Consider the following 22,599-nt stretch of genomic DNA (forward strand, 5'->3'; position numbering starts at 1 on the left):
CCGGAGTTGTATGTACCAATGTGAACGGTCACATCGAAGGTGACCGCACGTCGCGAGGAAGATCCGTGAGCACCACAGCAACGTTGCCTACCGTGTCTGGCCCCATCCTGGAGATGAAGAACATCACCAAGGAGTTCCCGGGGGTCAAGGCTCTCGCCGACGTCTCGATCACTGTCCGCGCCGGTGAGATCCATGCGATCTGCGGCGAGAACGGTGCCGGGAAGTCGACGCTCATGAAGGTGCTGTCGGGGGTGTACCCGTACGGCACCTACGACGGAGAGATCCTGCTCTACGGCGAGGAGCAGCGCTACAAGGACATCGCGGCGAGCGAGGCCGCCGGCATCGCGATCATCCACCAGGAGCTGGCGCTCATCCCCGAGCTCTCGGTCACCGAGAACATCTTCCTCGGCAACGAGATCCGCCGCTTCGGCACGATCGACTGGCAGGCGCAGACGAAGCGCGCCACCGAGCTGCTCGCCCGCGTGGGTCTCAACGAGGACCCCGACGTGCAGATCAAGACCCTCGGCGTCGGCAAGCAGCAGCTCATCGAGATCGCCAAGGCGCTCAACAAGGACGTCAAGTTGCTCATCCTCGACGAGCCGACCGCCGCACTCAACGAGAACGACTCGCAGCACCTGCTCGACCTGATCCTCGGACTCAAGGCCAAGGGCATCGCGTCGATCATGATCAGCCACAAGCTCAACGAGATCGAGCAGATCGCCGACGAGATCACCATCATCCGCGACGGACGCACCGTCGAGACCCTCGACATCTCGCGCGGCGAGATCAACGAGGACCGCATCATCCGCGGCATGGTCGGACGCTCCCTCGAGAGCCGCTACCCCGACCGCACACCCGAGATCGGCGAGGTCTTCTTCGAGGTCAAGGACTGGTGGGTGCAGCATCCGACCGTCTCCGAGCGCATGGTCGTCAAGGGCTCCAGCCTCAACGTGCGCCGCGGCGAGGTCGTCGGCATCGCCGGTCTCATGGGCGCCGGGCGCACCGAGTTCGCGATGAGCATCTTCGGCCGCTCCTACGGCACGTTCCTCGGCGGAACGATGGTGAAGGACGGCCAGGAGATCTCGCTCCCCGACGTCGCCTCGGCGATCAAGCACGGCCTCGCCTACGTCAGCGAGGACCGCAAGGCGCTGGGTCTCAACCTCCTCGACACGATCAAGCGATCCGTCGTCGCCGCCAAGCTCTCGAAGATCGCCAAGCGGGGCGTCGTCGATTCGCGCGCCGAGTATGCGGTCTCCGAGCAATACCGCAAGGCATTGCGCATCAAGACCCCCTCCGTCGAGGAGGGCGTCGGCAAGCTCTCCGGAGGTAACCAGCAGAAGGTGGTCCTCGCCAAGTGGATGTTCACCGACCCCGACCTGCTCATCCTCGACGAACCGACTCGCGGAATCGACGTCGGAGCGAAGTACGAGATCTACGCGATCATCAATGAGCTCGCCGCGCAGGGCAAGGGCGTCGTCGTCATCTCGAGCGAGCTACCCGAGCTTCTCGGCATCTCCGACCGCATCTACACCGTCTTCGAAGGTCGGGTCACCGACTGCATCCCGGCCGACCAGGCGACACCCGAGGCACTCATGCGCAGCATGACCTCCGCGACTCAGAAAGCATCCGCATGACCACCGAATCCACCCCCGCGAAGAGCGGATTCCATTTCAAGGACATCACGAAGATGTTCGGAGGCGGCGGCACCTCGACCCTCCGCCAGTTCGGGATCCTCGGCAGCCTGATCGTCATCATCGTGTTGTTCGAGATCCTGACGCTCATCCGCAACGGTCCCAGCGGGGCGACGCTGACCTCGGGCAACCTGATCAACGTCATCAACCAGTACTCGTTCATCCTGATCCTCGCGATCGGCATGGTGATGGTCATCATCATGGGCCACATCGACCTCTCGGTCGGGTCGGTGGCCGCGTTCACCGGCATCATCGTCGCGAAGTCCATGCAGGACTGGAGTCTGCCCTGGCCACTCGCGATCCTCCTCGGACTCGCCGTGGGTGCCGCCGTCGGCGCCTGGCAGGGTTTCTGGGTCGCGTACGTCGGAGTGCCTGCGTTCATCGTGACGCTGGCTGGCATGCTGCTCTTCCGCGGCTGGCAGCAGCTCATCGGCGACTCGCAGACGATCCCGGTGCCCAAGGGCTTCCAGATCATCGGAACGGGATATCTGCCCGAGGTGGGCCTGCCACTGCCGTTCAACGTGCCCACGATGCTCCTCGCACTGCTCGCGGTCGCGTGGCTGGTCTTCTGGGAGATCCGCACGCGGCGCGTCCAGCACAAGATGGGCTCCGACAGCGCGCCCCTCTGGGTGAGTGTGACCAAGGTCGTGCTGCTGTCGCTCGTCGTGCTCGTCGCCGCCTGGATGTTCGCCACCGGCCGTCCCGGCACGAGCTTCCCCGTTCCGGGGCTGATCCTCCTCGCCCTCGTCATCGTCTACACCTTCATCACGAGCAAGACCGTCTTCGGCCGTCACATCTACGCCGTCGGTGGCAATCGTCAGGCCGCTCGTCTGTCGGGCGTGAAGGACCGCTGGGTCGACTTCTTCGTCATGATGAACATGTCGATGCTCGCCGCCCTCGCCGGCATGATCTTCGTCGCCCGCTCGCAGGCCTCCGGCCCCAACGACGGAACCGGCTGGGAGCTCGACGCGATCGCCTCGGTCTTCATCGGTGGCGCGGCCGTCGCCGGCGGTATCGGAACCGTGATCGGCTCGATCATCGGTGGACTCGTGATGGCCTTCCTCAACAACGGCCTCGCCCTGCTCGGCCAGGGCTCGGACGTCGTCGCCATGGTCAAGGGCATCGTGCTCCTCCTGGCCGTCGGCATCGACGTCTGGAACAAGCAGCAGGGTCGGCCGTCCATCATCGGCTTCATGACCCGCCGCTTCGGCCGTCAGGTGGATCCCGCCACCGAGACCTTCGAGCCCAACAAGACCTACCAAGCCCCACCCGTCGACAAGACGAGCGGAAAGTAGGGGTCGGATCGCGTGGCCCACGCGCGTTCAGGCCTTCACACACCAGAGAAAGAGATCACATGAAGAAGATCCTTGTTACGGCGACAGCGCTTGTCGTCGCGGGCGCCTTCGCCCTCACCGGCTGCTCATCGGAGCGCGGCGGTGACACCGGATCCGGCGGCGAAGAGGCCACCAGCGGCTTCGAGGCGGGTTCGACGATCGGTGTCGCACTCCCCGACAAGACGTCGGAGAACTGGGTGCTCGCCGGAAAGCTGTTCACGGACGGACTCGAGGAGGCCGGTTTCAAGGCCGACGTGCAGTACGCGCCGTCGAGCAACACGGTCGCCGAGCAGCAGAACCAGATCCAGGCCATGGTCACCAACGGTGCCAAGGTCATCATCATCGGTGCGAACGACGGCAAGCAGCTGGCGACGCAGGTGCAGGCGGCCAAGGATGCCGGCGCCTACGTCATCGCGTACGACCGCCTCATCGAGAACACCGAGGCCGTCGACTACTACGTGGCCTTCGACAACTTCAAGGTCGGTCAGCTGCAGGGCCAGGCGCTCCTGGATGGTCTCGAGGCGAACGCGGGCCATGCGGCTCCGTACAACATCGAGCTCTTCTCGGGTGCCGCGACGGACGCCAACTCGGCCGTGTTCTTCGACGGTGCGATGGACGTCCTCCAGCCCAAGATCGACGACGGAACGCTGAACGTGGTTTCGGGTCAGACCGCGATCGCTCAGACCGCGACCGAGGGATGGCTTCCCGAGAACGCCCAGAACCGCATGGACACGCTCCTGACCGGTTCGTACAGCGGTGACACCGTCATCGACGGCGTCCTGTCGCCGAACGACACGCTCGCCCGCGCGATCATCACCTCGGTGCAGCAGGCCGGCAAGCCGGTTCCGGTCGTCACGGGTCAGGACTCCGAAGTCGAGTCCGTCAAGTCGATCATGGAGGGCATCCAGTACTCCACGATCAACAAGGACACCACGCTGCTCGTGGCGCAGGCCATCAAGATGGTCGGTCAGCTGCAGAAGGGCGAAGATGTCGACGTGAACGACACCGAGTCCTACGACAACGGCGCCAAGATCGTCGATTCGTACCTGCTCGACCCGGTCATCGTCACCAAGGACAACGCCGCCGAGGCGTACGCCAACGTTCCGAGCCTGCTCGAGATCGTCGAGTCGTACCAGTAAGCGTTCTCCGAATTCAACGACGAGCCGTCCGCCCTCCGGGTGGGCGGCTCGTCGGCGTGAGGGGCGGGGCCAAATGTGGAGGAAACTCACTGCCGGAAGAGCTCTGTCCTCATACGTGGGTGCCATGTCGGTACACATGGTGATATTTTCGGCCGCCGGATTTCTCCCCATTTTTGACGGGTTGACAAAGGCTTTACCGGTTGGAAATCTACCGATGGTCAACCGCGGTGAAAGCGGTGATCCGCACAAAGAGGTGAGATCGGAGGAATCATGAGTAAGAAATCATTGATTGGCTGGGGGGCCGCCGTCGTCGTCGCATTGTCGACCTTGGTCGCGCCGAGCGCCGCCAGCGCACAGAGTGAACCGGCCGCTGTCCAGGCCCCTGCGTCTGCTGCCGTACAGCCCGCGTCAACTGGTCAATACGAGTACATCTGTCTCGGCACCGACGGGTCATCGTATTCCATGGCGAGCGGGGCACCGCTCAGCGATTGCAAGGGGTCCTACCTTCAGAAATACATCAATGGACAGCAGGTGGATAGCATCAGCCTCTCCGGAAATGGAGAAGTGGCAAGCGTGCCTGCGGATAAAGTCCAATGCGTCATTTGGCTCGGGAAGACCGCGGGCGGAATGGTGCTCGGCATCGTCGTCATGGGGGCTGGACCGTTCACGCTCGCCGGTTTCTTGTCCAAGGTCGCACTGGGCGCCCCCAATTGCACCGCCTGATCTTATGATCCATCGATGACTCAAAAGCGTCATCGAGACGCACGAACCGCCCGGGTCATCCGACCCGGGCGGTTCGTACGTCCGATTCGTGCGTCTACGTTCAGTCCTCGGCGACCTGCAGCGCGAGCTCGCAGAACATCGACTCCGCCCACGAGAACCAGGGGCGGCTGAACACGGCGGGGTCGTCGACGTCGATGCTCTCGTGCACGTGGCCGGTGCCGGCATCCGTCTCGGCGATCATGCGCAGCAGGCGGATGCGGTCGTCCGGAGCGCCGACGAGGCCCTCGACGGCGAGGGCGATCGGCCAGACGCGCCCTTCGCGGGTGTGCGGGCTGCCGATGCCGCGGAGGGCGGTACCCGCGAACCAGTACGGATTCGCGGGGCTCAGTACGACGCGGCGCGTCGCCTCCCAGATGTCGCGGTCGATCACCTCGGGGGCGATCAGCGGGAGCGACAGCAGCGAGGGGGTGTTCGCGTCGTCCATGACGAGCACGCCGCCGAGTCCGTCGACCTCATAGGCGTAGATCGGATCTCCATCGGGCCCGTCGACGATCCCGTGCGCGCTCACGCCGGCTCGCAGCTCGCCGGAGAGGGCGAGCGCGTCGGCGGCGAGCGCCTCGTCGTGGAGCACCTCGCGAGCGATCTCGGCGAGGGCGCGCAGCGCCTGGGCGGCGAAGAGGTTGGCGGGAACGTTGTACCCGTAGGTGCAGGCGTCGTCGGAGGGGCGGAATCCGCTCCAGGTCATCCCCGTGTGCGCGACGGCAGAGCCGCGGCCGCCGCGGGGGAGCGTCTCGGTGGGGATCTCGGTTTCGCGCTCGAACCGGTAGGCGGACTCCTCGTGGTGCTGCTCGGCGCGGAGCTGATCGACGATCACGCGGAGGACCGCGTGCGTGCCGTCGTCGAACACCGACGTGCGTCCGGTGCGCCGCCAGAGCGTGTGGGCCAGCGAGAGCGGGTAGCAGAGGCTGTCGACTTCGTACTTCTGCTCCCAGACCTCGGGGTCGTCGCAGACGTCGTCCGGGTCGTAGTGGGCGCCGGTGGGACCGTCGTTGAACGCGTTGGCGTAGGAGTCGTGCGCGAGGAATCCGAACTGCCGACGCACCACGCCCTCGACCAGGTCGGCGAGCTGCGGGCTCCGGTCGAGGAAGCGGAGGTACGGGGTGAGCTGCGTCGTGGAATCGCGCAGCCACATCGCCGGAATGTCACCGGTGATGATGAAAACCCGCCCGTCCCGGTCGATGCCCACCGTGTCGGTGAGCGTGCGCAGCAGCGCGGCCTCCACGAGGTCGCCGATGCGCTGCCCGCTCGCTTTCCGCACGCCGTCGGCGGCGTCCGCGATCAGAGTCCGCGTGCGGGCGTCGGGTGCGAAAGCCGTCAGCTCATCCATCCGGTGCGGCCCTCCTCGTCGGTGATGCGGATCGTGAGCGCGTCGTCGATGGGATCGTGCGCGGATGCCGTCCACGCGACGATCTCGGCGGGCACGGCCTCGGGGCGGCCGCCGGCCCAGGAGCCGAGAGCGTCGAGGTCGAGGTCGAGCGAGGCGGTGGTACGGCCTCCCGCGGCGACGGTCACCCGCGTCACCGTCAGCAGCGTGCGACGGCGCGGACGGATGCCGCGCTCGTGCCGACGCCCGTAGAGCGGGACGGCGAGGGAGACCTCGGATGCCGAGGAGTTCACGACGTCGACGAGGACCGTGAGACGCTCGCCCCGGCTCAGAGCGGCGGTCGAGATGGTGCGGGACTCGACGGGATCGGTGGGACGTACGCGGACCTCGACCGTCGCCGGTGTGCCGGTGCCGAAGAGTGCGCCGGCGGGATGGCGTGCATCGAGGTAGCCGCGCGCGGTCTCGCGGCGCTCGTCGTGCGCGACCGGCAGCACTCCGTCGGCGGAGGGGAGCGTCGCCGGCAGCAGGCCTCCGCCCACGCCGGTCGTCAGGGCCTGGGTGATCGCTTCTCCGCCGCCGGGGCCGGGGAAGGGGGCGAGGACCACCGCATCCGAGAGCGCGATCACGTCGTCGAGCGGACGTGGGCGTCCATCGATCACGACCGCGATCACCCGCGCGGCGTCCGACGTACGGGCCGCACGGAGCAGCGCGAGTTGCGCGTCGGGCAGCCCGAGGCGCGCGAGATCGACGCCCTCTCCGTTGGTGGTGTCGGGGGCCGGCGCATCGATCGCGCCGTTGTCGGCGAACTCGTCGTCGTAGCCGCGGCGGCTCGTTCCGCCGAGTACCACGAGCGCGACGTCGGCGCCCTCGAGGGCCGCGCGCACGGCATCCCGGGCCGCTGCGGGATCGTCGAGTTCGCCGCGATGCGTGGAGCCCTGAGCGACGCGCACCCGCTGCCCGCCGTATCGCGCGACGAGCGCGGAACGCACCGTGGAGGAGGTCGGGTCAGGGGTCGGGCGCGGGGGCGTGTAGTCGCCGAGCTGGGCGTCGAGGTCGGAGGCGTTCGGTCCGAGGAGAGCGATCACCGGGCCGGCATCCGCGGGATCTCCCACAGGCGGAAGCGGCAACGCCCCCGCGTCGTGCACGACGACGACGGACTGCGCGGCGGCCCGCGCGGCGAGAGCGAGGAACGCCCGCTCGCGTTCCGGATCGACGGGCGGTGCCGGCGGGGCGTCGTCCGGATGGATCGTGCCGGACTCCCCGAGCAGACCGAGCCGGTGCTTGAGGGCGAGCACGCGGTCGGCGGCTCGCGTGACGACCGCCTCATCGAGGATGCCGCGCTCGACGGCCTCCTCGACGTGCGTGAACGCCTCGTCCCAGAGGCTCAGATCGACACCCGCGTCGAGCGCGATCGCCGCGGCCGTCGCCGGATCGGGGGAGCTGTCGCGCAGGCGATCGATCGCGGTGCCGTCGGCCATCACGAGGCCGTCCCAGCCCCAGTCCTCGCGCAGGGTGCCGGTCAGCAGCTCGCGACTCGCGCTGCAGGGGATGCCGTCGATGTCGTTGTACGCGGCCATGAAGCCGGCGACTCCGGCGCGTGCGGCGGCGTAGGCCGGGCGCAGATGGATCTCGCCCAGCTCCCGGCGCCCGATCGGTGCGCCGGAGCCGTTGCGGCCTCCGATGCCCGCGCCCTGCGCCGCCAGGTGCTTGGCGACGACGGCGACGCGGTCGGGGGCGATGCGATCCGTGGCGGTCCGATTCGTGGCGATCCGGGTGCCCGGGGCCGCGGCATCCGTTCCCTGCATCCCGCGGACCGTCGCCTCGACGAGCAGGGCGGCGAGCGCGGGATCCTCGCCGAAGCACTCCTCTGCTCGGCCCCAGCGCGGGTCGCGCAGTACGTCGAGCCCCGACACCAGCGCGACGTGCGTGCCGCGCGCCCGGGTCTCGGCCGCGACGTGCGCCGCGAGCTCCCGGGTGAGGTCGGGATCCATGCCCGCGCCGAGTGCCAGGTTGACGGGGAGGGTCGTGCCGCCGAGAGCCATGAGGCCGTGCGGCACCTCCTCCACGAACAGCGTCGGCAGGCCCGCGCCGTGCGTGACGATGTGCTCCTGCACGGCCAGGTAGGCCTCGGCGCTGCGCTCGGGCGGGATGCCGTTGCTCCAGCGCACCTGCGACCACGGGTCGGCGCGCAGCACCCCGTAGATCGCGCCGATCCCGCCCCAGCGATCGACCTCGCGGCGCAGGACGTCGGTGATGCGGGGGGCGCCGTCGACCCAGCGCACGGCCTCCCAGCCCTTGAGGCGCTGATTGATCTGGCCGACCCGTTCGCGCAGCGGGAGCGAAGCGGAGGTCTTCATCCCGCGATCGCCGCTCATCCCTTGATCGCCCCGGAGACCAGCGCCTTCTGCATCTGCTTCTGCAGCACGGTGTAGACGAGGTAGACGGGCAGCAGGGTCAGGAGTGTTCCGGCCATCAGCACACCGTAGTCGGTTCCCGCGTCGACCTTGAGGGTCGGCAGCGCCACCTGGATCGTGCGCTGGGCGGTGTCGGGGCCGATGAGGATGAGCGGGTAGAGGTAGGCGTTCCAGAACGAGAGGAAGTTCAGCAGCAGCACGGTCGCGATGCCGGGGATGCAGATCGGCAGATACACCTGTCGCAGCACCTGCAGCGTGGTCGCGCCGTCCATGGACGCGGCTTCCTCGAGTTCGCGCGGGATGGTGCGCATGAAGGCGGTGAGGATCACGATCGACAGGGGGAGAGCGGTCGCCGGGAGCAGCAGCACCACGAACGTGCGCGTGTGGAACAGGCCGAGCGACGCCGCGAGCAGGAAGGTCGGGAACAGGGCGGCGAACGAGGGGATGAGGAAGCCGAGGCTGAAGACCGTCTCGATGATGCGGCCGATGCGGCCCGTCGCGCGGGCCAGCGCGAACGCGGCGGGGAGGGCGAGGAGAAGGGTGAGGATCAGCGCCGCCACGGTGGTGAGCGCGGAGTTCGCGACCGCCAGGCCGAGATCGGCCTGGCGCATCGCGGTCTCGAAGTTCGAGAAATCCCAGCTCGAGGGGAGCGCGAGGGGCGACTCGAAGATCTCCTCGTTCGTCTTGAACGACGAGGTGATGAAGTAATAGAAGGGGATGATCAGGATGGCCGCGTACAGCCAGGCGAGGGTTCCGCTCGTGAGGGATCCGACCCGATCGCGGAGGGGGAGGACGGTGCGTGATGCCATGGGTTGCTCCTTCGTCCGGTCAGTGGGTCGCGCGCAGCGTGCGGCGGATCAGCCACATGCCGAGCAGTCCGAGGATGAACAGGATGACGCCGACGGCCTGGCTGTAACCGAGGTTCGTCTCGACGAACGCCTTGCTGTAGATGAGGTACGACAGCGTCATGGTCGAGGTGCCGGGGCCACCCTGGGTGAGCAGCAGCACGGTCTGGGCCGAGTTGAACAGCAGCGACAGGAACTGCAGCATCGTCACGACGCCGATGAAGTCCTGCGCGATCGGCCAGTACATGCGCCAGGCCACGCGCCAGTCGCCGGCGCCGTCGACGCGGGCGGCCTGCACGATCTCGGTGTCGACGCCGTCGAGGCGTGCGGCGATCAGCACCGCCGAGTAGCCGATGCCGCTCCAGAGCTCGACCGCGATGATCGCCCCGAGCGCCGTGCTCGGGTCGGCCAACCAGGCGTTCCCTCCCAGGCCCAGGGGAGCGAGGATGCCGTTGATCAGGCCGTCCGGGTTGAGCATGGCGTAGAAGACCATCGCCGTCGCCGGGGCGGAGATGAGAGCGGGGATGAAGAGCAGGTAGCGCAGCACGCGGTGGCCGCGCGGCTTCTGCACGACGTAGAACGCGAGCAGGAACGCGAGGACGATCATGATCGGCAGGCCGACGACGATCTGGATGGCGGAGTTGCCGAGCGCGGCCCAGAAGGTCGCGTCGGAGAACACCGCGCGGAAGTTGTCCCAGCCGGCGAAGGTCGGGGTCTCGAGCATCCCGGGCCAGCGCAGGAACGAGATCACGAAGATCGCGACCACGGGTCCGATCATGAACACGGCGTACCAGATGAGCGCGGGCAGGGCGAGGCCGGGGAACCGCTCGCGCAACGACGAGCGTCGGGGACGCCGGTTCGGGGGCAGGGCGGTGACGAGCTGTTCGGTGGTGGGGGCGGGGGCGAGCGCGGTCATGGTGTCCTCTCGGGCATGGTGTCCTCTCGGGCCCTCAGGCCGCGGCGTAGGCCTTCTCGAACGTGTCGATGATCTGGTCGGCGGATGCTCGGCCGTAGGCCATCGCGGTCGCGCGGATCATCGGCTCGAAGACGGCGTCGGGGATGAGCAGGTCGGGCAGCATCACCGGGGTGACCTGATCGGTCGTGAGCTGCGACGCCTGCGCCACGAGGGGGAAGTCGCGGCTGACCACATCGGTGATCCGGCTCATGTCGCGGCCGGAGCCGAGGATGAATTCGCTCGTGACCTCGGGCGTGTAGAGGTTCTGGATGAAGGGCTTGAGCAGATCGAGCTTCTCGGCGCCGTTCGCACTGATCCAGATGCCGTGGCCGTTGAAGCTCTGGATGACCGTGGGATGGGCGACGACGCCACCGCGCGACGGGGCGGGCCAGCCGCCGACCGTGACTTCGGCCGCGCGCTCAGCGGGCACGAGGGCGAGGGCCGACGACATCGCCGGGACGATCGCCGCCTTGCGGGTGTTGAACTGGGTGAGTTCGGAGTCGGACGTGTATCCCTGCACGTTGTCGACGAACACGCCCGCGTCGCGCAGCTCGACGAAGTGCTCGACGCCGGCCACGGCGCCCGGGAACTCCGACAGCTTGCCGGAGGAGAACGCCGTCTTCGCCTCGTCGCGGGTGAGGAAGCCCTGCAGGATCTGCAGGAACATCTTCTGGCCGCTCCAGTCGGAACCGCCGACGGTCACCGGCCCGATGCCCTTCGAGCGCAGCGCGTCGGCCACGGCGATCAGCTCGTCGGAGGTGGTCGGGATGCCGACGCCGGCCTCGTCGAGGAGCCCGGTGTTGAAGGAGACCGGCCAGTTGGTGCGGGTGAACGGGAACGCGCGCAGGTTGCCCTCGGCATCCGTCCACTCCTCGAGCGCCTCGGGGATGATCTTGTCGCGCAGGCCCCACTCGTCGAGCAGGTGCTGCACCGGGATGGTGGCACCGAGGCGGGTCCAGGAGAGCGTGCGGCCCTGGAGGTTGACCATCGCGATGTCGGCCTCCTTGCCCGCCAGTGAGCTGGTCTCGAAGACGATCGGCAGGTCGGAGCCGTTCTTCAGCAGGGCGACGGGCCGATCGTTCGCCCGCGAGTAGGCGGCGACGACATCCGAGAACACCTGGGCGCCCGAGACGGCGCCGCTGAGCTGGGTGTGCACGGAGATGGAGCCCGCCGCGCTCGATGTCGGCATGAGGGGGCCGCATCCGGTGAGCAGGGGGATCATCACGCCACCTCCGATCACCGCCCCGAGAAAGGTGCGCCTGCTGATGCCTTCGGTCATGAGCCCTCCTGAGAGCTGCAGTGCTACGGATGGATGATGTCGCGGCGCTCTTGTAAAGCGGTACACGTCAACGTGCGATTAATGTATACCGCTTTACAACGGGCGGTCAACACCCTAATCTCGGTGGTGTGAGCGAGAAGGTGATGAACGAGAAGAAGCCCGCCCGCGCGACGATCGCCGCGGTGGCCGCGCGCGCCGGGGTGTCTCCCTCCGCCGTGTCGCACGTGTTCAACGGGCGTCCGAACGTGTCGGCGGCGACGGCTGCGCGCATCCGTCAGGCGGCCGACGAGCTGCACTGGCGCCCCAACTACGCGAGTCGCAAGGTGAGCGGTCAGGGCGGACGCAGCCTCGGCCTCGTGATCGCCCGCTCGGGTGACACATTCGAGCGCGATCCCTTCTTCATGCGACTGATCGCGGGCCTTACCGAACCTCTCGCCGAGATCGGATGGTCGCTCTCGCTCACCCTCGTGCGCGCCGACGACGAGGAGCGCGTCTACCGCGAGTGGTGGAGCGAGCAGCGCGTGGACGCGTTCCTGCTCGTCGACCTCCGCGACGACGACCCCCGCATCGGCTTCGTTCGCGAGCTCGGTGCGCCCGCTGTGCTGCTCGGAGCACCCGTCGACGACGTCGTGCCGGCCGTGACCGTGCACGACGATGCCGCGTACGAGGAGGTGCTCGCGCACCTGCACGGTCTCGGCCACCGCGTGGTGGCTCGCGTGAGCGATTCGCCCGGTCTCGTGCATGCCCGCGACCGTGATCGCCGATTCATGGATGCCTCCGAGAAGCGCGGAATGACACCGCTCGTCCTGCGCTGGGAGCGCGAGGCGTCCGATCCGGTGGCCGAGCTGCTGGCGCGCGCCGGAGCGACCACGGCTCTGCTCGTCGACAGCGAGGCGCTCGCGGCGGAGATCGTCGCGCATGCGCCCGAGATCGGCGTGCGGGTGCCCGAGCAGCTGTCGGTGATCGCGTGGGAGGACTCCTGGGTCTCGAGCCTGGTGCGTCCGCGGTTGACCGCACTCGACGCCCCCGTCGAGGAGAGTGCCCGAACCGCCGTCTCCTTGCTGGCGCAGCTCGTCAACGGCGGGGACGTCGAGTCGCAGACCGTGTCGGCGCGGCGCCTGATCGTTCGCGAGTCGAGCGGCCCGGCGCCGACGGATGCATGACCCGCGCACCCGGATACTTCCTGCCCACGATCGAGAAGGACCACAGATCAGTGACTGACAACACCCCACGTGCTGACACACCGCGTTTCGGAGCGAACTACACCCCCTCCCAGGACTGGATGTTCCAGTGGATGGGGATCGACGCCGATGTCGTGCGCGCGGACTTCGAGGCGCTCGCCGGGCTGGGGCTCGACCACGTGCGGGTGTTCCCGCTGTGGCCCGTGCTCCAGCCCAACCGGACGCTCATCCGCCGCAAGGCGCTCGACGACATCGCTCTCGTCGCCGACATCGCGGCCGAGTTCGAGCTCGACATCGCTGTAGACGTGATCCAGGGGCACATGTCGGGCTTCGACTTCGTGCCGGCGTGGCTGGTCAACTGGCACGACGGCAACATGTTCACCGATGAGAAGGCGATCCAGGCGCAGGCGGCGCTCGTCGCCGCGGTCTACGACACGGTGCGCGACAAGCCGAACCTCATCGGTCTGACGCTCGGCAACGAGCTCAACCAGTTCCAGCTGCCCAACCCCGCCGCGATGCCCGCCGACAGCGCGCAGATCACGCACTGGCTCGAGAGCCTGCTGGGTGCGCCGCGCGATCGCGACCCGCGTCACCTCATCGCGCACAGCGAGAACGACCACCTCTGGTATCGCGACGGGCATCCGTTCCTGCCCGAGCACGCGTCCCGTCTCGGTGACGTCACGACGGTGCACTCCTGGATCTTCAACGGCACCGCGGCGCGCTACGGCGGCCTCTCGTCGCCGTCGGTTCGCCACGCCGAGTGGATGATCGAGCTCTCGAAGGCGTTCGCGACCGATCCGCAGCGCAAGGTGTGGCTGCAGGAGGTGGGAGCGCCGTCGATGAACCTCGCAGACGACGAGATGCCCGAGTTCGCCACGCGCACGGTCGAGGCGGCGCTGACCACGGAGAGCCTCTACGGCATCACGTGGTGGTGCTCGCACGACGTGTCGCGCTCGCTCGGGGACTACAAGGATCTCGAGTACTCGCTCGGACTGCTCGACACCGAGAACGTCGTCAAGCCGCTGGGGCGGCGATTCGCGGAGCTGGTCGCGGGCGCGCGGGCGGAGGCTGCGGGTGCCGGTGACTCTCCGGCTGTGCCGAGGACCGTGGGCGTCGTGATCGACGTGGACGGCGACGACCTTCCTCTCTCCCGCACCGACCTCGCCCCCGGCGGACGGGTGTTCGAGCGCTGGCACGAGCTGCGGGAGCAGGGCGTGCCCGTGACCGTGGTCACCTCGCGCATCGCTCAGGACGCCGCGGCCCTCGCCGCTCGCGGAATCGACACCGTCGTCGAGGTCGCGCAGCGCGCCTGAAGGCAGCGCCCGCTGAAGGCAGCGCCCGCTGAAGGCGGCGCGTGAGGGCCGTGCGCGTGAGAACAGTACGCCTGAGGGCCGTGCGCGTGAGAACAGTACGCGTGAGGGCCGTGCGCGTGAGGGCAGCGATTCACTTGCGGTCGGTGAACCTGACCGTGTTCTGTTCGGGCGGTCGGTCGACGTAGGTCGTTCCAGTCGGACTGGTCCAGACGAGGTCGCCGGTGGTTCTGGGGGTCTCGTCCGTTTCTCCGCCCTCGCGATCGGGCCCGACGTCGTCCTCGCCGGGGCGTCCGTGTTCGACACGCCACCGCGAGTGGTGTTTGAGCGTGTGGTGTCGTCGGCAGAGGTGCGCGAGGTTGGTGGCGCAGGTCTCACCGCCGTCGGACGCGGCGTGGGTGTGGTCGATGTCGCATCGTCGTGCGGCGATGTTGCAGCCGGGGAAGCGGCAGCGTTGATCGCGAGCCCGGAGGTGTCGGGTGAGCTGATCCGACGGGCGGTAGCGGTCGACGGCGAGGAGTGCGCCGGTGATCGGGTGTGTGAGCACCCGTTCCCATCCGGTCGCGTCGCCTGCGAGGAGGCGTGCGGTGCGGGTGTCGATGGGGGAGCGGCCGTCGAGCTCTGCCGGGGGTGCGCCGGAGGCGCTGCCGCCGTTGTGGCCGCCGGTGTCGTCGTCCATGAGGGTGAAGACGGGGACGGTGACCTCGACCCGTGCGCGAATCTCGCCGAGCAGTCCCGCCTCGGTGTCGTGCCCGGTCGGCGCGCCGGTGAGTGCGATGTCGGCAAGGAGGTCGGCGCGCAACTGATCCATCGTGCGGGAATCGGAACCCACGCCTGCGGTGGCGTCGGTGATATCCGCCGCAGCATCCGCGTCGGGAGCGGCCGGCAGCGACATCGGCCTCGGCGCCGGCGCGGTCCCGGGCTTCGCCGCCTGCCCAGCCCGCCCGTTCTCGAGCGTGATCGTGCGCGCCATCCGCGTGAGCCGGTCGTGGATGCCGTGGACGAGCACGGCGGGGCCGAGCATCCCGAGCTCTGCCATCCCGTCGTCGAGGTCCTTCACCCACACCCGCCGCAGTTCCCGCGCATCCTGGTGACGTTCGGTCACCGTGCGGGCCTGGTACTGCTCCGCGATCCGCCGCGCCACCCGCCGCAACCTGTTCGGCGACTCGACCACCGCCGCCTCCACCGCGCGCGCCGCATACCGCGCCCGGTCGGCAGGGTCGTCGAGATGCGCGCCCGCGTCGACGATGACCCGGGCGTGGGCGGCACTGATCCGCCCCGCGCCCTGCGCCGCCCACACCTCGACGAATCGCTCGACCGTCCACGACGCCTCGTCCATCCGCCGTTCGATCGTGCGGTCGCTCACCCGCACCGCCGCCCCGATCTCCGCCGCGACCGCCCGCAAGGCCATATCGCCGTGATCCGGATGCGCCGCCTGCCGCGCGATATCGATCGCGACCCGCGAGGCCACCGCGAGCATCCCGTCACGCACCGCGAACAACCGAGCGATCGTCTCCTCGACCGCCCGCACCGAGCCCACCAGATCGGCGATCATCGCCGTCTGGGAGTCCGTCGCATCGAGTACTTCCGTCATGAGAACAGCCCACCACACCCCACCGACATTCGAACATATGGACGAAGAATCATCACCCACCCGGCCGGAGGTTCCCCACAGCACCGCACCGCAGCTCTGGGACGACCTCACATGTCCGGCGGGCGCAGTCGCCTCTACCGTGGCTTCCCTCAGCGGTATTCAGCGGCATCCGATGAACGGGAAACGACATATGAGATTCGACCTCCGCCGACTGCTCGGCCTCCCCACCGCGATCGCGCTCACGGCCGGAGCGACTCTCGCGCTCGCCGCCGCCGGCGCACCCGCATCGACATCCCCACACGTCGCCGCCCCAGTCGCCTCGGCCCAAGTCGCGGCAGACACCCCCGACGACTTCATCCGCGACGTCCAGACGTGGACGACCACCTCCGCAGCCGGGCGCGACTACAAGATCTCGGTCGCGCTGCCGGCGAACTACGTCGAGACCGGCGATCCGTACCGGGTCCTCTACGTCACCGACGCGAACGCCGAGTTCGGAACAGCCGTCGAAGCCGCACGGCTGAACGCCCCGGGCACCCTGGTCGTGGGCATCGGTTACGACGATCCCGGCCAGGGCTTCGCGGCCTCCGGGGTGCGCCGCACCCTCGATCTCACCCCGACCGAGATCACGGCCGACGTGCCGACCGGCGGCGCTCCCGAGTTCCTCGGATTCCTACGCTCCGAGCTCGTTCCGCAGATCGAGAGCGAGTTCCACGCCGACCCCGCCGACCGCGCCCTCATGGGCCACTCCTTCGGCGGTCTCTTCGCCACCTATGCACTGCTCCACAACGACGGACTCTTCCACCGGTTCGTCATCGCGAGCCCGTCGATCTGGTGGGACGACCGCACGATCCTCGACATGGAGGCCGCCTACGCAGACTCCCACGACGCCCTCGACGCCCGCGTCTTCCTGTCGGTCGGAGAGCTCGAGGAGACCACCTCCGGATTCCCGATGACCAGCGACATGACGAACTTCGCGCGCACCCTCCACGGACGCCACTACGACGGGCTCGAGCTCGGCGCCACGGTGTTCGCCGACGAGACCCACCTCTCGGTGATCGGAGCGGCGTTCAGCCGCGGTCTGCGATTCATCTACGCGGCGCCCGGCACCGAGATTCCGGGCACGACGCTCCCCGCGCAGCAGGACGTCGCCCCGCAGATCGTCACGCAGCCGTCGGATGCCGAGATCCCCGAGGGCGCGACCGCGACCTTCACCGCCACGGCGACAGGGACCCCCGAACCCACCGTGATCTGGCAGACGCAGCTCCCGGATGCCGGCGACTGGGTGACGATCCCGGATGCCGCCGCCCCCACCCTCACGATCGACGCCGTCCCGGCATCCGCCTCCGGCACCCGCTATCGCGCGGTCTTCACCAACTCCGTGGGCGAGTCCGCGACCGGGCCCGCCACCCTCACAGTGACGGCCACGCCGGAGGAGCCCGCGACTCCGTCCGCCGACGACCTCACCGACGACAACCGCGGCTCCGTCACCGCACCGGCCACGGTCGCCCAGGGCGCGCCCTTCGATCTCTCGCTCGGGACCGACCTCGCCGGCGCAGCCGTCGACGTCTACCTCTTCTCCGATCCCATCCACCTCGGTACGCTCACGGCCTCGGCCGCCGGCGTCGTGCAGGCGATCGTTCCGACGGATGCCGCGCTCGGGGCGCACCGCGTCGCCGTCTACGCCACCGACGGCGCCCTCATCGGCTGGGCACCGGTCGAGGTCGTCGCGGCCCCGGCCGGCGGGGCGACCGCTCCGGACGATCGGCTGGCGAACACGGGATCGGACGCCGGAGCCATGGCGCCTATCGTCCTCGCCGCGACCGTCGCGGTGGTCCTCGGAGGAGGGGCGGCACTGTTCGCCCGGCGACGCCCCAGCGTCCACTGACCCCCGTCCACCCGGTTACCCTGGACAGTGACATGGCACATCTTCTGGGGGCCGAGGCCCTGCACCTCGAATATCCGACGAGGGTCGTCTTCGACTCCGTGACGCTCGGCATCGAGGAGGGGGATCGCATCGGCATCGTCGGCCGCAACGGCGACGGCAAGTCGAGCCTGCTCGGCATGCTCGCGGGCATCAAGGAACCGAACTCGGGCCGCGTCACAGTTCGCGGCGGAACGACGATCGGTGTGCTCGATCAGGCCGACACCCTGCCCGATGACCTCACGATCAGTCAGGCCGTCGTGGGCGACACCCCCGAGTACGAATGGGCGGGTGACGCACGCACCCGTGACGTCATCGAGGGGCTGCTGACCGACCTCCCGTGGGATGCCGAGATCGGCTCCCTCAGCGGAGGTCAGCGCCGCCGTGTCTCTCTCGCCCGCCTGCTCACCGGCGACTGGGACGTCATCGCCCTCGACGAGCCCACCAACCACCTCGACGTCGAGGCGATCACCTGGCTCGCCGGGCACCTCAAGAAGCGCTGGGCCACCAACTCGGGCGCCCTCATGGTGGTGACGCACGACCGGTGGTTCCTCGACGAGATCTGCACCGAGACCTGGGAGGTGCACGACCGCATCGTCGAGCCGTTCGAGGGCGGGTACGCGGCGTACATCCTGCAGCGCGTCGAGCGCGACCGCATGGCCGCCGCCACCGAGGCGAAGCGCCAGAACCTCGCCCGCAAGGAGCTCGCGTGGCTGCGCCGCGGAGCGCCCGCGCGCACGAGCAAGCCCAAGTTCCGCATCGACGCCGCCAACGAGCTCATCGCCGACGTCCCCGAGATCCGCGACAAGGTGTCGCTGCAGTCGCTCGCAGTGTCGCGCCTCGGCAAGGACGTCGTCGACCTCCTCGACGTGGGGGTGACGTACCCGACGGTCGACGGCGGGGAGAAGACGGTGCTGCGCGACGTCGAGTGGCGCATCGCACCGGGCGAGCGCACCGGCATCCTCGGCGTCAACGGCGCGGGCAAGTCCACGCTGCTCGGCCTCATCTCGGGAACCGTCGAGCCGACGGTCGGCCGCGTCAAGCGCGGCACGACCGTGAAGGTGCAGACGCTCACGCAGCGCCTCGACGAGCTCGACCAGTACTGGAACGACCCGGTGCGTGTGATCATCTCGGGCTTGCGCACCTCGTACTCACTGGGCGCCGGGTCGAAGGCGCAGGACCTCACACCGGGGCAGCTCCTCGAGCGACTCGGATTCTCGTCCGCCCAGCTCTCGACGCCGGTCAAGGACCTCTCGGGTGGTCAGCAGCGTCGCCTGCAGCTCCTGCTCGTGCTCCTCGACCAGCCGAACGTGCTGATCCTCGACGAGCCCACCAACGACCTCGACACCGACATGCTCGCCGCGATCGAGGATCTCCTCGACTCCTGGTCGGGCACGCTCCTCGTCGTCAGTCACGACCGGTACTTCCTCGAGCGCGTCACCGACCAGCAGTTCGCGATCCTCGACGGGCACCTGCGTCATCTGCCCGGCGGCGTCGACGAGTACCTGCGTCTGCGCCACCTCCAGACCTCGAACGCCGACAAGGGGCAGGCGGTGAAGGCCGCGACGGCCACGGCCGCGGCGACGGCATCCGCTCTCGACGGCGCCGCCCTGCGCACCGCGCAGAAGGAGGTCTCCTCCCTCGAACGGCGCATCCAGAAGCTGACGCAGCAGGTGGATGCCGCCAAGCACGCGCTCGCGGAGCACGACCAGGCCGACTACGCGGGACTCGGCGACAAGATGGCGAAGATCAGCGCGCAGGAGGCCGAGATCGAAGAGCTCGAGCTGCGCTGGTTCGAGCTCACCGAGCAGATCGGCTGACGCCTGCCCGACCCGCATCCGAACCGGGCGCGCGAACCAGGGACCAGCAGTACCTGGTGATCTCGGTGCTGCGGGAATACCTTTGCCTTGCGACGCGCTGTGCTCTGGGCGGGGTCTGACGCCGGCCGGTGTCGCACAGCACGATTCTGCGGCACCGGGAGGTACACATGGAAGGACTCGAGGTCACGGTCCTGCTCGGACTCACGATCCTCGTCGGCACTCTGATCGCACCGCGGGTGCGGCTGGCACTGCCGCTGGTGCTGGTCGTCTTCGGGCTTCTGCTCGGCTTCGTTCCGGCGCTGCGCGAGGTGCAGCTGCCGCCCGAGACCGTGCTGCTGCTGTTCCTGCCGGTGATGCTGTTCTGGGAGAGCCTGACGACGTCGCTGCGGTCGATCCGCCGTGACTTCCGGTACATCCTCCCGATGAGCACTCTCCTGGTCGTCGCCTCCGCCTTCGCGGTCGCCGGCGTCGGGGTGCTGTTCGGGATGCCGTGGGAGATCGCCCTCATCCTCGGTGCCGCCGTCGCCCCGCCGGACGCCACCGCGGTCGCCGCCCTCGGACGCCTGCTGCCGCGGCGCATGTTCATGAAGCTGAAGGCCGAGAGCCTCACCAACGACGGCACCGCGCTGGTGCTCTACGCCATCGCGGTTTCGCTCGCCGTCGGCGGCCAGGTCACCCCGTGGTCGGTCACCTGGACGGTGTTCGTCTCGTACGTGGGCGGGATCGCCGCCGGCGTCGTGATCGCGATGCTCGGTGTGCTGGTACTGCGCCAGTCGAACCGCACGGCGGTCATCAACGTCACGATGCTGCTCATCCCGTTCTCCGCGTTCCTCGTCGCAGAGCTGATCCACGCGTCGGGCGTGCTCGCCGTGGTCGTCGCGGGGCTCATCGCCTCCTACGTCTCGCCGCGGGTCACGACGGCATCCTCCCGCCGCCAGTCCGACGCGGTCTGGCCCTTCGGGGTGTTCCTGCTCAACGGCGCACTGTTCATCCTCATCGGACTCGAAGTGCAGTACGTCGTGCACGAGATCTCGGCCGCGATGATCGGCTGGCTCGTGCTCACCTCGATCGCCGTGTGGGCGACGCTCGTGGTCGTGCGCTACCTCTTCCAGTTCTTCACCGGATTCTTCCAACGCCCCGCCACCCGACCGCCGCGGGGCCTGCGCGCCCGGTCGCGCGTGGTCTCGACGGTCGCCGGTATGCGTGGGGCGGTCTCGCTCGCGATCGCCCTGTCCGTGCCGACGAGTCTCGCCGAGGCGTCGTCGGGACGCGACGAGGTCGTGTTCGTCACGGCCGGGGTCATCCTGCTCAGCCTGCTCGTGCAGGGCCCGCTGCTGCCCGCGGTCGTGCGGTGGGCGCGGATGCCCGTCGACCACGCCGAGCAGGAGGAGTACGAGCTCGCCGAGCGCGCGATCTCGGGTGCCGCGCTGTCGGCGCTCGACGACCTCGCCGTCGAGCACGGCGTCGGTCAGGAGGTGCGCGACCGCGTGCGCTCCGAGGGCTACCAGATGCTCGAGCTCGCCAATGCGAAGGCGCTCGCCCGCGAGCAGGCGCTCGTCGACGCGGAGGCGCGCGAGCTCGACGCGCTGCTCGACACCCCCGACACGACGGTGGCCGACGCCACGGCATCCGATGCCCTCGACGACGCACTCGGCGTCGGGGGAGTGACGGATGCCGTCGATGGCACCACCCTGCAGATGATCGCGACCTCCACCGATGTCGACGTGCTGCAGCGCTCGCCGCTCGTGCGCCACGAGGAGCACACCCGGCTCAAGCTCGCCCTCCTCGACCGCAAGCGCGAGGTGCTGATCGGCCTGCGCCGCTCCGGCACCGTCGACGACATCGTCGTGCGCCGGATCGCCGCACGCCTCGATCTCGAGCAGGTGCGCCTGCAGGGCATCGAGGAATTCGACTGACCGACACGCGCGGCCGTCGGGCCCGGTGACGCTGTGTGACAGTCGATTCCGTGCCCAGGGCCGCACCTGCCTAACGTATGGGAGTCCCTGAGAGAGGAACTCGCACACATCATGTCTCGTCGTACCACGTCCATCATCGCCGCGCTCGCCGCGGTCCCGCTCTTCGTCGCGCTCGCCGGGTGCGCCACGTCCACCGATGCCGGCTCCGACTCGGGTTCGTCCGAGAACGAGGTCGTCAAGATCGGCGTCGTCGGCAAGGGCGACCCGCAGTGGCCCGCCTTCGTCGAGGCCGCTGAGGAAGAGGGCATCACGGTCGAGCTCGTCGACTTCGGCTCCTACGAGCAGCCGAACCCGGCGCTGACCGAGGGCGAGATCGACCTCAACCAGTTCCAGCACATCGTGTACCTCGCCGGCTATAACGAGGACTCGGGCTCCGACCTCACGCCGATCGGCTCCACCGCGATCTACCCGCTGGGCCTGTACTCGAAGAAGTACGACGACGTCGACAGCATCCCCGAGGGCGAGACCGTCGCCGTTCCGGACGACGCCTCCAACCAGGCGCGCGCCCTGCTCGTGCTCCAGTCGGCCGGCCTCGTCGAGCTCAAGAGCGGCGGCACGATCTTCTCCGACCTCGCCGACGTCGACACAGACAAGTCCAAGGTCAAGGTCACCGCGCTCGAGGCCGCCCTCATCCCGACCTCGCTTCCCGATGTCGCCGCGGCGATCATCAACAACGACTTCGTCGAGGACGCCGGTCTCACCTTCAGCGACGCGATCGCCCAGGACGACCCGGAAGACCCCAACGCGCTGCCGTACGTGAACATCTTCGCCGCCCGCGCCGAAGACGCCGACAACGAGACCTACCTCAAGCTCGTCGAGATCTTCCAGACCGACGAGGCCGTCCAGGCCGGACTCCTCGAGTCGTCGGGTGACACCGCGGTGCCGTTGCAGACGCCGGTCGCCGACCTCGTCGCCTCGCTCGAGAAGGTCCAGAAGGACACCGCAGCGAACAAGTGATCACGGCGGGGTCACCCCGCCTGATGCGAGAGAATCGGGTGGCGCCTCGTGCGTCACCCGATTCGTCGTTTCCCGA

The 22,599-nt window shown here is 68.7% G+C and carries 16 protein-coding genes; 10 read left to right on the forward strand and 6 right to left on the reverse strand.

Annotated elements, in window-relative coordinates; genetic code table 11:
* Positions 1–113 precede the first annotated feature (113 nt).
* The 4 genes from mmsA to ACIQTT_RS15905 all read left to right on the forward strand — a co-directional run bounded on the left by mmsA (position 114) and on the right by ACIQTT_RS15905 (position 4,887).
* Positions 114–1,634 (forward strand): multiple monosaccharide ABC transporter ATP-binding protein, encoded by a 1,521-nt coding sequence (mmsA, locus tag ACIQTT_RS15890; RefSeq protein WP_402792579.1) that lies wholly within the window; start codon positions 114–116, stop codon positions 1,632–1,634.
* Positions 1,631–2,986, forward strand: a complete 1,356-nt coding sequence (gene mmsB / locus ACIQTT_RS15895) for a multiple monosaccharide ABC transporter permease (RefSeq protein ID WP_402792204.1) — start codon at positions 1,631–1,633, stop codon at positions 2,984–2,986. Before mmsA ends, mmsB begins: the two co-directional genes overlap by 4 nt.
* A gap of 59 nt (positions 2,987–3,045) precedes the next feature.
* Positions 3,046–4,164 carry a substrate-binding domain-containing protein gene (locus ACIQTT_RS15900; RefSeq protein WP_402792207.1) on the forward strand — a complete coding sequence of 373 codons (1,119 nt, stop codon included), beginning with the start codon at positions 3,046–3,048 and terminating at the stop codon, positions 4,162–4,164.
* Between the two features lie 270 nt (positions 4,165–4,434).
* Positions 4,435–4,887 (forward strand): hypothetical protein, encoded by a 453-nt coding sequence (locus ACIQTT_RS15905; RefSeq protein WP_402792210.1) that lies wholly within the window; start codon positions 4,435–4,437, stop codon positions 4,885–4,887.
* A 100-nt stretch (positions 4,888–4,987) separates the two neighbouring features.
* Here the strand turns inward: ACIQTT_RS15905 and ACIQTT_RS15910 are convergent, their stop codons facing one another.
* Genes ACIQTT_RS15910 through ACIQTT_RS15930 form a run of 5 tightly spaced genes read right to left on the reverse strand, consistent with a single transcriptional unit; the run spans position 4,988 to position 11,764 of the window.
* Positions 4,988–6,274 (reverse strand): glycoside hydrolase family 125 protein, encoded by a 1,287-nt coding sequence (locus ACIQTT_RS15910; protein ID WP_402792213.1) that lies wholly within the window; start codon positions 6,272–6,274, stop codon positions 4,988–4,990.
* Entirely contained in the window at positions 6,262–8,628 is a 2,367-nt protein-coding gene (locus ACIQTT_RS15915; RefSeq protein WP_402792216.1) for a glycoside hydrolase family 3 protein, read from the reverse strand. The genes ACIQTT_RS15910 and ACIQTT_RS15915 overlap by 13 nt, the downstream gene beginning before the upstream one ends.
* A gap of 14 nt (positions 8,629–8,642) precedes the next feature.
* Entirely contained in the window at positions 8,643–9,494 is an 852-nt protein-coding gene (locus tag ACIQTT_RS15920) for a carbohydrate ABC transporter permease (protein WP_402792219.1), read from the reverse strand.
* 19 nt (positions 9,495–9,513) lie between these two features.
* Entirely contained in the window at positions 9,514–10,446 is a 933-nt protein-coding gene (locus ACIQTT_RS15925; protein WP_402792222.1) for a carbohydrate ABC transporter permease, read from the reverse strand.
* A 34-nt stretch (positions 10,447–10,480) separates the two neighbouring features.
* Positions 10,481–11,764 (reverse strand): ABC transporter substrate-binding protein, encoded by a 1,284-nt coding sequence (locus tag ACIQTT_RS15930; protein ID WP_402792225.1) that lies wholly within the window; start codon positions 11,762–11,764, stop codon positions 10,481–10,483.
* Positions 11,765–11,892: 128 nt separating this feature from the next.
* On the opposite strand from ACIQTT_RS15930, the gene ACIQTT_RS15935 reads away from it, so the two are divergent.
* Positions 11,893–12,927: a LacI family DNA-binding transcriptional regulator gene (locus tag ACIQTT_RS15935; RefSeq protein ID WP_402792228.1), complete on the forward strand. Its 1,035-nt coding sequence runs from the start codon at positions 11,893–11,895 to the stop codon at positions 12,925–12,927.
* 50 nt (positions 12,928–12,977) lie between these two features.
* Complete coding sequence (locus tag ACIQTT_RS15940) at positions 12,978–14,258, forward strand: glycosyl hydrolase (RefSeq protein ID WP_402792231.1); 1,281 nt, start codon at positions 12,978–12,980, stop codon at positions 14,256–14,258.
* A 130-nt stretch (positions 14,259–14,388) separates the two neighbouring features.
* On the opposite strand, the gene ACIQTT_RS15945 is transcribed toward ACIQTT_RS15940, so the two are convergent.
* Positions 14,389–15,849 (reverse strand): DUF222 domain-containing protein, encoded by a 1,461-nt coding sequence (locus ACIQTT_RS15945; RefSeq protein ID WP_402792234.1) that lies wholly within the window; start codon positions 15,847–15,849, stop codon positions 14,389–14,391.
* A 190-nt stretch (positions 15,850–16,039) separates the two neighbouring features.
* Between ACIQTT_RS15945 and ACIQTT_RS15950 the strand changes: the two genes are divergently transcribed.
* The 4 genes from ACIQTT_RS15950 (at position 16,040) to ACIQTT_RS15965 (ending at position 22,523) form a co-directional block, all read left to right on the forward strand.
* The gene (locus ACIQTT_RS15950) at positions 16,040–17,734 is read left to right on the forward strand and encodes an alpha/beta hydrolase-fold protein (protein ID WP_402792237.1); all 1,695 of its coding nucleotides are present in this window, start codon (positions 16,040–16,042) and stop codon (positions 17,732–17,734) included.
* A gap of 32 nt (positions 17,735–17,766) precedes the next feature.
* Positions 17,767–19,590 (forward strand): ABC-F family ATP-binding cassette domain-containing protein, encoded by a 1,824-nt coding sequence (locus ACIQTT_RS15955; RefSeq protein ID WP_402792240.1) that lies wholly within the window; start codon positions 17,767–17,769, stop codon positions 19,588–19,590.
* A gap of 167 nt (positions 19,591–19,757) precedes the next feature.
* Positions 19,758–21,506, forward strand: coding sequence for a Na+/H+ antiporter (locus ACIQTT_RS15960; protein ID WP_402792243.1), 1,749 nt, complete (start codon positions 19,758–19,760; stop codon positions 21,504–21,506).
* A 111-nt stretch (positions 21,507–21,617) separates the two neighbouring features.
* Positions 21,618–22,523 (forward strand): MetQ/NlpA family ABC transporter substrate-binding protein, encoded by a 906-nt coding sequence (locus ACIQTT_RS15965; RefSeq protein WP_402792246.1) that lies wholly within the window; start codon positions 21,618–21,620, stop codon positions 22,521–22,523.
* The last annotated feature ends 76 nt before the right edge of the window (positions 22,524–22,599 follow it).

Source organism: Microbacterium sp. NPDC090225, assembly GCF_044772365.1.
In the GTDB taxonomy this organism is placed as follows: Bacteria; Actinomycetota; Actinomycetes; order Actinomycetales; family Microbacteriaceae; genus Microbacterium.

Bases quoted from the DNA above. Each gene is read 5' to 3' on its own strand.
- mmsA (WP_402792579.1), top strand. From the start codon at position 114: ATGAAGAACATCACCAAGGAGTTCCCGGGGGTCAAGGCTCTCGCCGAC.
- mmsB (WP_402792204.1), top strand. From the start codon at position 1,631: ATGACCACCGAATCCACCCCCGCGAAGAGCGGATTCCATTTCAAGGAC.
- ACIQTT_RS15900 (WP_402792207.1), top strand. From the start codon at position 3,046: ATGAAGAAGATCCTTGTTACGGCGACAGCGCTTGTCGTCGCGGGCGCC.
- ACIQTT_RS15905 (WP_402792210.1), top strand. From the start codon at position 4,435: ATGAGTAAGAAATCATTGATTGGCTGGGGGGCCGCCGTCGTCGTCGCA.
- ACIQTT_RS15910 (WP_402792213.1), bottom strand. From the start codon at position 6,274: ATGGATGAGCTGACGGCTTTCGCACCCGACGCCCGCACGCGGACTCTG.
- ACIQTT_RS15915 (WP_402792216.1), bottom strand. From the start codon at position 8,628: ATGAAGACCTCCGCTTCGCTCCCGCTGCGCGAACGGGTCGGCCAGATC.
- ACIQTT_RS15920 (WP_402792219.1), bottom strand. From the start codon at position 9,494: ATGGCATCACGCACCGTCCTCCCCCTCCGCGATCGGGTCGGATCCCTC.
- ACIQTT_RS15925 (WP_402792222.1), bottom strand. From the start codon at position 10,446: ATGACCGCGCTCGCCCCCGCCCCCACCACCGAACAGCTCGTCACCGCC.
- ACIQTT_RS15930 (WP_402792225.1), bottom strand. From the start codon at position 11,764: ATGACCGAAGGCATCAGCAGGCGCACCTTTCTCGGGGCGGTGATCGGA.
- ACIQTT_RS15945 (WP_402792234.1), bottom strand. From the start codon at position 15,849: ATGACGGAAGTACTCGATGCGACGGACTCCCAGACGGCGATGATCGCC.
- ACIQTT_RS15950 (WP_402792237.1), top strand. From the start codon at position 16,040: ATGAGATTCGACCTCCGCCGACTGCTCGGCCTCCCCACCGCGATCGCG.
- ACIQTT_RS15955 (WP_402792240.1), top strand. From the start codon at position 17,767: ATGGCACATCTTCTGGGGGCCGAGGCCCTGCACCTCGAATATCCGACG.
- ACIQTT_RS15960 (WP_402792243.1), top strand. From the start codon at position 19,758: ATGGAAGGACTCGAGGTCACGGTCCTGCTCGGACTCACGATCCTCGTC.
- ACIQTT_RS15965 (WP_402792246.1), top strand. From the start codon at position 21,618: ATGTCTCGTCGTACCACGTCCATCATCGCCGCGCTCGCCGCGGTCCCG.